The sequence below is a fragment of the Rhodohalobacter sp. 8-1 genome, assembly GCF_038150125.1.
GTDB lineage: Bacteria > Bacteroidota > Rhodothermia > Balneolales > Balneolaceae > SW132.
The window spans coordinates 37,858-49,990 of the sequence record NZ_JBBVMF010000023.1; the positions used below are offsets into that span (position 1 = coordinate 37,858).

Genomic DNA, 12,133 nt, shown 5'->3' on the forward strand with positions numbered 1-12,133 from the left:
TAATATTTAATGTCCGGTGAAGCCGGCATAACATTACAGATTATATTCCGGACTTTCACGCAATAAGTCAATTACCTGCATTGTGATTTGCTGTTGCGCGTCAAATGTCGTGATATCATTTCCTGGACTATATTAAATGAAAAGATGTTTATCCTACACCCAAGACATCAACGCGAACAGGCCGATACATCATAGACAAATGGAACGGAAAGTAGAATTGAGTATTTTTTTAATATCTTAAGTAATAAATCGACCGATAACTACAGTCAGTGGCATTGATCGACAAAAGGTCATCTTTACCTCTAAATTACTGATTCATATCATTCATAGAACTTTTTCAGGCGAAATATTCAGATTTCATGAATACACACGTAAACTTTCTGTGCGATGCACGCTCAAAGATCGAACGTGTAAAAATTTAAATTTTTCTGCATGGCTGAGAAGTACAACGTTTTAATTCTGATCGAGAGAATTTACCGCGCAAACGGCGGTGCATCCACGAGCCTCGATCTGGCTGAGGCGGTTAACCGCCTCGGACATAACGGGCAGCTGGGTATCGCCACCGGAAGCGCCTTAAAGCTGAGGTTTGAATCTCGTTTAAGGCTCATCAAAGATACAGGGACGGTCGTTCCGGTTGAAAACATTTATTCGATGCCTGATTCATGGCCCATCAGAAGCAGCATGGAAAAGAATGCGGATAACACGTCCTACCTGAATCCCGGCATCTGGAAAACGCGGATTGTCGGATTTATAGAAAATCGCGAAGAAGCATTTCAGCAAGTTCTTTCCGAGGCAGATCTGGTGATTGACGCCTGCATGCTGCCCGCAGATACCTTCAGCGAAATAAAGAAATATACCTCAGCGCCCGTAATTTACAACCATAACGGTTCTCCCGATGCGGTTGACAACTACTGGATCAGCGACTACCACCTTTCTGAGGAGGAGTTTTCATCTTCCGGTAAATACAGCATCTTTTGCAGCCGGTACGACGGGATCTTATTCCAGGCACACGACCAGGCGGCGGAATGTGCCAACAGAGGGGCGATGTCAGCCAAAAATTGTTTTGTTGTTCCGCCATCCTGCCTGGAAAGAGAGGTTCTTGCAGCCCGGCTGCTCGACAGCCCCTACGATAATGAAAGAAAAGCTTTAGTTCTTGTGGGATCCGTGCAGCACCGGAAGGGACAGGATCTTGCCATTGAAGCCTTCAAATATATCTCAGATGACTTTCCAGCCCTGGATCTGCATATCGTTGGCGGAGGTTCAGGCTTAGAGTCCGATTACGGAAATAGTCTTAAAAAAATGGCCGCTGAATCCGGCATCCGGGACAGGGTGTTTTTCCATGGACACCGGGAGGATTACCTCCGTTTTATGGCCCATGCAGACATCCTGATTCAAAGCTCCAGGGCCGAGGGAGTCTCAAGGATTTTGCGTGAAGCGATGCTGATGAAACTTCCTATTGTCAGCTTCAATATTCCGGGGACATCCTCAACGCTCCAAAGCGGAAAGGAAGCACTTCTTGCTGAACCTTTGAATACAAAAGAGCTGAGTGAAGCAATTAAAAGGCTGTTGCTGAACAGGGAGCTCACTTTAACAATTGCTGAAGCAGCTTTTCAGAAATACCTGCTGAACCATTCCCAGCCCGCATATGCGAGTAACATCAGCAGCCTGATCAGCCACCTTTGCGAGTAAATGCGATGGCTACCTGAATCGGAGGCCGGTTGAGCAATTGACATGAATCAGTCAACACGAAACACAGTTATCATTCTGCAATCCCGGTTTTTTGTATAAATGTCTTCTTGGAAACCTGATTTCTGAGAGATCAATCCCTTTTTAACGCTGCAAGGATTGACCCTGGTTATAAGAGATACGTATCTGACCCAGAATCAGGATAAGGTTCAGGCTTCAGAACCCGGTTTCTTTATCCTCTGCTGTATGCATCAATAATAGAATAGGAGCTCTTGTTTGTGATCTCGATCCCTTTTGATTTCGCGTATTCACTAAGCAGTTCGTGACTTTTAAGTGTCATGGCCTGCAGGTAAAGGAATTCATGCATCGTAGTGGGTTTTGAATCGATTCCGGCATCTCTTCTCAGAATCTCTTTCTCACTTTTTTTGTGAAAATGCTCCTCTTCAATGAAAACCTCATTTGTCCTTTGGTCAACATCGATCAAAAACAAATAGGACAGGTCGGCCCCGTAGATTTCAATCTCCCTGTAATCGGCCTTGATTGCAGAGTAAAGGGCAATGATCAGCACATTATTAAAAGGAGGGCCAAAATACCCGGTATCATAGAATCTAAAGGCATCCTTATCTACGGGGCGATAAAGGTTGACTGTTTTCAGCTTTATGATTTCTATGTTCTTGTTGCTGACGCTACTACGTATAAAATTGTAATCCCCGTTATGGGTGATGATCAGCTGCATCTTCCAGTCAACTTTTTCAAGAGTTTCGAAAACTTTTTTCCTGGTCGTTGCATCGTTCATATTCGGGTCTTCCCGCCACCACGCGGTGTCTGTCAGAACAATGTATTCAGGTTTTAATGCAAAAAACTGCTCTGCCAGCGGGAATGCGTTCACGCAAATGTGATCTACCTCCTCCTTTCGCTCCATAATCCCGGGCAGATCTTCCCTGAGCGACGGGCCATTGCCCATCACAACACATTTCCTGTTCCTTTTATTGAACCTGATTTTATTCGCAGAAATCCCGTCACTTGTCTTCAGAACCATAAGTGCCGGCCTGAGTGTGAACAGCAGATTTTTTATGAACTTCAATATTCCCAAACTTTATTCTTTACAGACCTTTTGAAACTAAAATATTGCACTGATCTCTTTGCATCTGCAACCGTCATCATTTTGACTTCCCTGTTTATCACTTCCACTGTACATTGCCCTCCTTCACTTTGCCCCGTTTTACCCGTCAAATCAACAGGATGAATCTATGACCTTAACGCCGAAATCCTAAATTTGAATATTTTAACGATCTCTGCTCTTCGCATGATTATCGACTGGTTCTTTCCGGGCTGAATTGCTTTTGTTCGTTAATTCAAGTGACCTGAATTTTGATCATGCCCGGACATATGAGGAGGAAATAAAATTTGGTAACGGTGTCTTTCTATCTTTTAGTGAAATTTTGAATTCAGGAGTAGATTTTTGATCGTTAAAAAACAGTTTAAAGGTTTTTTAAATCTATTAAATATATTAGTGCTTTGCTAAACTGGATGGAAGATGACTTGCAGGTTATCATATATTATGACGAGTGTAAGAGTTTCTTTTAACCTCAGTTATTACCATACATTTGTAGATTACTTCAGATTCGGATTCAGCATTTATTGATCATCGGGGCTTCATTCGAACAACCGGTTAGCTTTGCACCCCATTTGCTATACCTGCGAGATATTCCGACTTTTGACTGGAATCCAGGCTAAACAAAAACTTATCATAGCGGGATTTACGACTTAACATCTGAAATTAAGAAAGCAAGCTATTTTGATAAATAACACATCTGTCGCAACTGTTACAACCTTAAAGGCACCTCTGGAAGAAACCCTTTCTTTTATACATTATTATCTGAACAGTGGCATAGACAGGATGTACCTGTTTTTTGATGATCCGGATGATCCCGCGATTTCACAGATAGAGCATGATGAACGCTTAACTATATACAGGTGTGATGAGGCCCACTGGTCAGATTTTGGGATATCTTCTGAATCAACAATTCAGGACAAGCAGGAAAAAAATGCAACGCTTGCTTTTCAAATGGCGGGTAAATCAGGCATTGAGTGGCTGTTGCACGTAGACCATGACGAATTAATTTATGGCCCCGGGTCCTTAAAAGGCTATTTCAGCACCGTGCCGTCTGAAATTGAAATATTACGTTTTCCAGTAATGGAGGCGATCCCACAACAAGACGCCTACACCAATGCTTTTGCGGAAATCAGCCTATTTAAGGTATATGATGCTCTGCCGGTTTCTGACGATCGGTTTTTCACCAGCCCAAAAAATAAAGCCATACAATATGAAAAAGCAAAATGGTGGTATCGAAGAAGAAAAGTAGCTGATTTACTCGGTTCAAATCATGCAAAATATCACACCGGTAGAATCTTTTTACATGGTCACCAGGTCGGAAAATCAGCAACAAGAACATCGGCTAAAATCAGCAGTATAAAATGCCACCTTCCTGAGCCAGCTGAGCATTCTGTTCCTGAAATGAAAGTTTCAGAGCGTTTTTATGTGCTTCACTACGACTGTATGGGGTTCGAAAGCTGGAAGAACAAATGGACTTCGCGTCTTACCGGAGCCTCAAATTTTGACACACGTCAATTCAGCGCCTACAGGAACAGTATCCTGGAAGATTTCAAGAAGCATAGTGATGAGGGATCCCTTTTGGACCTTTACAAGAACTTCTACCATCTGAATAGCTTTGAAAAATTTCTTCTCCGATCAACGGGGTTGCTGAAAAAAATTCGACATAATCCTGCACTTTTTAAAATAGATTCGACCAAATAAAGGCTTTGGAAAGAGTATGATACAATTGTAAAAAGCCGGCAGAACAGCCAGGCCTTTCCGGGTTTCTGCGATATTCTGTTATGTAAAGCATATATAGCCTGTCTAAATAATCGAAGCGATTCCGAACGCTTTTGGAAGATTTTCGCAGGTCTTGACTTTTTCAATTTTACAATTATAAACCCGCTGCAACAGACCGTATCCAACTCCCTCCCATCACTGTACAAACCCCGTACCATCTCCGTACCAACTCCCTGAAATTATGGCCGTGCAATTGAGGGGGTATGGACGGGGACCGCGGTTGTTTTCACGCACAGATTCAGACTTTTGTGGCTAAAAAATGTCCTGAAACGTACTGTGTTTTGCTGGTTTTAGAAGGAAAAGAAGATTTCGGGAGATTCGGGAAGATTTCGGAAAGTGACCCTCTGCGGCTACTGAAGCCCGTCTGACCGGTTTAGTTTGCGGGTGAATTGCAGGACAGCAGGTCTTAACACGGCATGCTGGTCTGCTTAACTTTAAACTTAATCCATATAATTATGGCTAAATTAAGTAAAGGTATCCTGGGAGGAATCTCAGGCACAGTCGGTAACGTAGTTGGCGGGCGATGGAGGGGTATTGACTATATCCGTTCAAAACCCTCCTCCGTAAAAAACCCGAAAACGGAAGGCCAGCTGGCGCAGCGCATGCGTTTCAGCATGGTGATGAACTTCCTGAAAAAGAGCCGGGCCTTCATCGGCATCGGGTTCCAAAACAGCGGCCGGGGACAGACGGCGATGAACCGGGCGATGTCCCTGAACGTCCGTGAGGCGATCACGGGAACCTATCCCGACCTGGAGATCAGCCCTGAAGCGCTGGTGGTCTCCACCGGTGATCTTCTTGGAGCGTCAGCAGCAGGGATCGATCTCTCGGTGGCCGGAACGGCCGACGTCACGTGGAGTAACGATGCCGCAACCGGTAATGGCATCAATGAAGACGGCGCCATGGTGCTGCTCTTCAATACGGCGAAACAAGCGGTAGTTTACAGCGTGTTCGGGGCGTCCCGGCAGGATGAAACACTGCAGATTGCCATTCCGCCATCGTGGAGCGGTGATCCCGTCGCCGGCTACCTGGCCTTCCGGTCGGAAACCGGCCGGGAAGTGTCTGAAAGCATCTACCTCGGCACTGAAAACGCAGCCTGATCGCATTTTTTTAATGCGGCTACAGGCAAAACAACCTGCCAGAGTTCCCGCGTGCATTTCGCGGGATCCTGGCAGAGTTGTTTTTTTATTGGAACCCACGAATACAAGCTCCCCGCCTAATGTTCCTCATCGCGGGCCCAGACCCGCGATCTCCCCGTTCGAAGATCCATCTTAAACAACGCCTTTTCAAAACTCATGCCCATTTCAAGGAGATCCTTTCCCAAGACGCCTATGGTGCGACTTCGGTGAAAAAGCACACCTACGCTCAGTATGACATGGGCTTTCTTTGGATAATGCGCGGCGCTCGTAACCCAAAAACTGAATCTATTACCTTTTTTGCGCCGCGTTAATCATTTGGCCAGGCGGCGTAGGACAAGGCATTGCAAATCTATGAATCGGGTACGCCGCCCATTTCCACCCCAAACCTCCTGTCATATCGAGCGAAACACCGGTGCTTTTTCGGTGTGTAGTCGAGATATCTCGCTGTTCATAGATCCATCTAAAACAACGGCTTTTCCTGACTCCCTCCCCTTCTCACCCAAATCTTAACCGTTGGTCTACCACCCTGCACTCCCATCAGTATTTATTTCGAGTTAGTCAAAGGCCCATAAGAAACATTGCATGTCTGTTTCGTTATGTGCGTGCTTTTTGAGCCTGATAAATGCTTAGAATTTGTACCGCAGTTTTGGTTTGAAGAGACATGCCATGTTGTTAGGATCCACTTTTTTTTTGACCGTCATCGCGGGTCCAGACCCACGATCTTCCTACTCGTATATCCATCTTAAAAAACGCCTTTTCAAGACACATATCCACATCAAGGAGATATCTCCATTCCGGCCGAAAAGCGCGGCCTGCAGTCGATATGACAGGGTTTTGTTTGATGATGCGCGGCGCTCGTAACCCAAAAATCGAACCTATTACCTTTTTTGCGCCGCGTTAATCAAATTGCCTGGCGGCGTAAATCAAAACTGTGCAAATTTATGAGCCAAATACGCCGCCCTTTCTCACCTCAAACCTCCTGTCATATCGAGCGAAAACCGGCGCTTTTCCGGTGTGAAGTCGAGATATCTCCCTGTTCGCAGATCCATCCTGAACAACACCTTTTCGAAACGCATACCCAGAAACATTCTTAGTCCAACTGCGTTGATATACCTCCCTGCACACCCATCGGTATTTGTCTCGAGACCCTACATTGATCCATACCGATGGCATTATTTTTGGCCTCACCTTTACCCAGCGCGTTGCACTGGGCTGTGATCTTTGAGCCCTTCAGGCTATGGTTTCGGGCAGGCCACAGTGGCCGATTCTCGCATAAACATCCGTCATCGCGGGCTTTAACTTGTGATCTTCCTATTCATAGATCCATCTTGAACAAGGCCTTTTAAATACACCTGCCTAGCAAAAGGCTCATCTTTTCCCCGCGCAGCGAAATCCCTCCACTCCGGCGAAAAACACGCCTGCGGTCAGGACCGCGTCCTCCCCCCGACTGATGAGAGTTAGCAGGGTAGTTAATGCGCGGCGCATATAGCAAAAAAATTGAACCAATTAACACAATTGCATCGGGGGAATCTTTTGGGATTGCGGCGTTAATCAAACCTGTGCAAATTTATGAACCGGAAACGCCGCCCCACAATTAAAAAACCACCTTGTCATCCCGAGTGATCAGCCGGCTGGCGGAGAACCGAGGGATCTCCTTGTTCTTAGATCAATCCTGAACAACGCTTTTCCGAGACTCCTCCCTATCATAAGAAGATTTTTTGTCAGTCAACCTTCGGCAGGTCCTATATTCACGACAGTAAACCACTCCTTTCACAAAATTTCTCGTTTTGCAATATTCACAAAAAGCGGGTCAGCGACCCGCTCTACGTACCTTGGCTCGCCTGAGCCGAGTGGAAAAGATTCAAATTACGGGCTAATCAGTTTTTTTATGGACAGAGGTAAACCTGTGCCATATCTTTTCACGACACTCAGTTGTTTACTTGGCTCATGAGAAGCGGGTCAGCGACCCGCTCTACGTAGCTTGGCTCGCCTGAGCCGAGTGGAAAAGATTCAAATTACGGGCTAATCAGTTTTTTATGGACAGAGGTAAACCTTTGCCATATCTTTTCACGACACTCAGTTGTTTACTTGGCTCATGAGAAGCGGGTCAGCGACCCGCTCTACGTAGCTTGGCTCGCCTGAGCCGAGTGGAAAAGATTCAAATTACGGGCTAATCAGTTTTTTATGGACAGAGGTAAACCTTTGCCATATCTTTTCACGACACTCAGTTGTTTACTTGGCTCATGAGAAGCGGGTCAGCGACCCGCTCTACGTAGCTCGAACGTCTCCGTTCGAGAGGTTTGGAAGTGAATTGGGGAAATGACATTAAATGTCAGTCATCGGTCTGCATCAACGATATGATTCAAGATGGATGAATTGATGGTACCCAAATAATCGAAGCGGGAGCTTCGATTTACGTGGGTCACAACAACTTCATAATCGACTCAACAGCCTGCTCTACTGAAACCTCTTCAGTATTGATCGTCAGATCAAAACTTTCTGAAGTTTCGAATTTTCCGTCGTAGCCGGTCAGGCCTTTGATTTTACCTTTTTTCGCCTTCTCGTACAGGCCTTTGGGATCGCGTTTCTGAGCCGTCTCCGAGCTGCAGGTGATATGAATTTCCTTGAATCGTCCGTCCGGCACAAGGGTTCGCACACGATCACGATCTTCTTTATAAGGCGATACAAACGTACAGATTACAATATTGCCGTGCTCAAAAAAGAGCCTGGACACTTCGCCCACTCTACGGATGTTTTCGGCTCGATCTACTGGACTAAAGCCAAGGTCACCATTGAGGCCGTGGCGCACCTGGTCGCCGTCGAGCAGAACAGTTTGTTTGCCCTCTTTCCAGAGTTTCTTCTCAAGTGCTTTGGCAATGGTGCTTTTTCCGGCACCCGAAATTCCGGTCAGCCAGAGTATGTTTGCCTTGTGGCCGTTCCGTTTTTCGCGTTCTTCGCGAGGGATGTTCCAAGGTTCCCATGTGACGTTGGGAGAGACGATGGACGGAGGACTGTCGACCGAAGGTTCATCGGTCTTCCGTCTGCCGTCTTCGGTCAAGTCTTCCCGGCCATTTGATTCGGTTGAACCGGCGCGGATCATGCCGGCGCCGACGGTGACATTACTGGCGGGGTCAATGATGATAAAACTTCCCGTTTTTTGGTTGACCTGGTAGGCATCGATAAAAAGCGGCTGGCCCGTTCTGAATTTCGCTCGGCCAATTTCATTTAATTGAAGCTTGTCGGCGTCTTCCTGGCTGAGAGTATCTACGTTCATTTTGTAGATCAGCTTATCGATGAACACCGGGGTGGTCTTTGTCGTATGCATCATCAGGTATTGCCGGCCGGGCTCCATCGCCTCATCGTTCATCCAGCACAGGTACCCTTCAAAACCCGTAGTCACTTCCGGCACATTGTTTTTCCTCACAATCATATCCCCGCGAGAGATATCAATCTCATCCTCAATCGTCAGAACAACTGAATCTCCGGCTAACGCCTCATCAAGATTTCCGTCTTTAGTGACAATCTCTTTTACACGGCTTGATATTTTTGATGGCAGTGCTGTGATTTCATCTCCCGGCTTAATACGGCCCGAAGAAATTTGGCCTGAGAACCCACGGAAATTCTGGTTGGGACGGATCACATATTGAACAGGGAACCGGAAATCGATGACGTTTCTGGATGCATCCACTTTCACGGTTTCAAGATGATGAAGCAGCGTGGGACCGTTGTACCACGGCATGTGGTTGGATTCATTGCCTTCTTTAGTTCGGGTCTTGCTTACGACGTTATCACCTTTGAGAGCCGAAATAGGGACATACGTGATATCATCGATCTCAAGTTTCTTGGCAAATTCACGAAAATCGCTGACGATTTCATTAAACCGGTTCTCGTCATAATCAACAAGGTCCATTTTATTCACCGCCACTACCAGATGCGGAATCTTCAGCAGAGACGAGATAAAGGCGTGGCGCCGGCTTTGGGTCAGAACCCCTTTGGATGCGTCCAGGAGAACAATAGCAAGTTCCGCCGTGGATGCCCCGGTCACCATATTCCGGGTGTACTGCGTATGGCCCGGGGTATCCGCAATAATAAACTTCCGCTTTGGGGTTGCAAAATAGCGGTAAGCTACGTCAATCGTAATTTTCTGTTCCCGTTCCGCCTTCAGGCCGTCCGTCAAAAGCGCAAGGTTTACCTCTTCCTCACCGCTGCTCTTGCTTGATTTCTCAATAGCCTCCATCTGATCTTCAAAAATAGATTTTGAGTCATACAGAAGCCGCCCGATCAGCGTACTTTTCCCATCATCCACACTCCCCGCCGTCGTAAAACGCAGGAGATCCATGTTGAGGTACTTATTGTCTTCGGTTTCTTTAACCTTGTTATTGCTTTTATTATTGCTCATCAGTGGTTTCTGTATCTTTTGATAGTAATTAAATTTCTGACCGGGGACCGGAGACGGTGGACCGGTTTTTTTAGTGCTGAGTTTTGAGTTCGAAAGTGAATTTCAATTTTTTTTGAACGACCGTGGACGGACGACCGACGACAGGGGGCTCTTAGTCAAAAGACGATTGACCGAGAATGATCGCCGCTTATCATCGGTCTTCCATCCTCGGTCCTCAGTCTTCCGTCCTCCGTCAAAAAATTTATTTTAATGCATTCTTAAAAGCTTGTAGCTTCATAAAAAGTCTGTCACAGGTTTGCTCTGCTTCCGTCATTTGATTAGCATCCTGAATATAACCTCTTCTTTCAATGTGCCGCTTACAGGCAATAACTTCAATTAGTGACCGGATAGCGTATCCTAAAAACTTGGATTGCTGGGCATTTGTCTGGGAAGTTGATCCTTCCGCAATATTCAATGAGATTGACGTACACGCCAGAATAATCTGTGACTTCAAATTAAACCGTTCAATATCCGGCAGCTGAGCAGCAATGTCATAAATCACATCAGACAAATCCAATGATATCTTCCAAACATCCAATTTTTCAAACTTATACTCCATCTCAAACCCCTCATTAAATTTCAATTTTGTCGTAAGTTTTCACCTTCGGTCAACCGTCATCCGTCCACGGTCTAACATTTCCGGTCTCCCGTCATCGGTCAACGATCAAAAAACCTAAACACTCACCACTAAAAACTCATCACTCACAACTCAAAAGTACCCCTGCCGCTTTCGATCCTCCATCGCCGTTTCGCTTCGTTTATCGTCGTGACGATTTCCGCGCTCGGTTTGACGGGCGGAGGCTACTTCCTGAATAATCTCTTCCATGTTTGATGCAGTTGAGAGCACAGCGCCGGTGCATGTTGCATCACCAATTGTTCGAAATCGAACTGTTTTATTTTCCAGCTCTTCCTCTTCCATCCGGTTTACAAAATCGGTATCAGCCAGCCATACGCCGCGACGGTTAAATACTTCCCGCTCATGTGCAAAATAAAGAGATGGGATATCGATCTCTTCCTGTGCGATGTACTGCCAGATATCCATTTCGGTCCAGTTACTGATTGGGAATACGCGGAAGCTTTCGCCCATGTTCTTGCGGCCGTTGTATAAATTCCAAAGCTCCGGCCGTTGATTTTTGGGATCCCACTGGCCGAAACTGTCACGGTGAGAGAAAAATCGCTCTTTGGCACGTGCTTTCTCTTCATCCCGGCGGCCGCCGCCAAGTGCTGCGTCAACCTGGTGCTCTTTAAGAGTATCAAGCAGCGTTGTGGTCTGAAGTGCGTTTCTGCTCGCATCTGGACCAGTTTCTTCCTTTACGCGCCCCTTATCAATCGATTCCTGAACGCTGCCTACGATCAACTCCACGCCGGTTTTCTCCACCAGCTTATCACGGAACTGTATCGTTTCCGGGAAATTATGGCCGGTATCCACATGCATTAAAGGAAACGGGATTTTTCCGGGGTGAAATGCTTTTAAAGCGAGATGAACCATCACAATCGAATCTTTCCCTCCGGAAAATAACAGTACCGGCCGCTCAAACTGTGCCGCTACTTCTCTCATGATATAAATTCCCTCGTCTTCAAGCTCTTTGAGGTGTGAGTTTTTAATTTTTGTCATAGTATCAAATTGTCTGTAATCAGTGATCCTGAATTCAAGCGTCTAAGTTAAAGGTATACGGTTCAAAAATCGAGTTGGTATTTTTTAATTGCGTTGGGGACAGAAGACGGAGGACCGGGGACCGAAGACCGAGGACCTGGCAGCGTGGCCGTGCTTTTCGGCTTCCTGCCCTGTGGATCACCATGTGGCAAGAGTCCGGTTTCACTACCACGTAAGTAGCGTACCTGCACTTCACGGACCCACCTCTGCGCCTTCGCTGGACGCTCAAACCCTGTCTCCTCCGCCGTAGGAGAATTTACTCCCTTCTCCGAGTGAAAGAGGACAGGAGAGAGTCTCCAAATATCAAAACTTCGTTCCAACAC

General features: G+C 46.2%; 7 protein-coding genes. 3 read left to right on the plus strand and 4 right to left on the minus strand.

The genetic code is table 11. The features are described from left to right. The first annotated feature begins 432 nt into the window (after positions 1-432). On the plus strand, positions 433-1,689 hold the full coding sequence (locus AABW11_RS17245; protein ID WP_340106390.1) for a glycosyltransferase family 4 protein: 1,257 nt from the start codon (positions 433-435) through the stop codon (positions 1,687-1,689). Between the two features lie 229 nt (positions 1,690-1,918). Here the strand turns inward: AABW11_RS17245 and AABW11_RS17250 are convergent, their stop codons facing one another. Continuing rightward, positions 1,919-2,770, minus strand: coding sequence for a hypothetical protein (locus tag AABW11_RS17250; protein ID WP_340106391.1), 852 nt, complete (start codon positions 2,768-2,770; stop codon positions 1,919-1,921). A 714-nt stretch (positions 2,771-3,484) separates the two neighbouring features. On the opposite strand from AABW11_RS17250, the gene AABW11_RS17255 reads away from it, so the two are divergent. Both AABW11_RS17255 and AABW11_RS17260 read left to right on the plus strand, forming a co-directional pair. After that, positions 3,485-4,504, plus strand: a complete 1,020-nt coding sequence (locus AABW11_RS17255; RefSeq protein WP_340106392.1) for a glycosyltransferase family 2 protein — start codon at positions 3,485-3,487, stop codon at positions 4,502-4,504. 494 nt (positions 4,505-4,998) lie between these two features. Further along, positions 4,999-5,679, plus strand: a complete 681-nt coding sequence (locus AABW11_RS17260; protein ID WP_340106393.1) for a DUF6266 family protein — start codon at positions 4,999-5,001, stop codon at positions 5,677-5,679. A gap of 2,461 nt (positions 5,680-8,140) precedes the next feature. Here the strand turns inward: AABW11_RS17260 and cysN are convergent. The 3 genes from cysN to cysD all read right to left on the minus strand — a co-directional run bounded on the left by cysN (position 8,141) and on the right by cysD (position 11,771). Continuing rightward, a complete protein-coding gene (gene cysN / locus AABW11_RS17265) occupies positions 8,141-10,117 on the minus strand; it encodes a sulfate adenylyltransferase subunit CysN (RefSeq protein WP_340106394.1) in 1,977 nt (658 codons plus the stop codon). Between the two features lie 241 nt (positions 10,118-10,358). Beyond that, the gene (locus AABW11_RS17270) at positions 10,359-10,739 is read right to left on the minus strand and encodes a four helix bundle protein (RefSeq protein WP_340106395.1); all 381 of its coding nucleotides are present in this window, start codon (positions 10,737-10,739) and stop codon (positions 10,359-10,361) included. 126 nt (positions 10,740-10,865) lie between these two features. Then, a complete protein-coding gene (gene cysD, locus AABW11_RS17275; protein WP_340106396.1) occupies positions 10,866-11,771 on the minus strand; it encodes a sulfate adenylyltransferase subunit CysD in 906 nt (301 codons plus the stop codon). Positions 11,772-12,133: the final 362 nt, after the last annotated feature.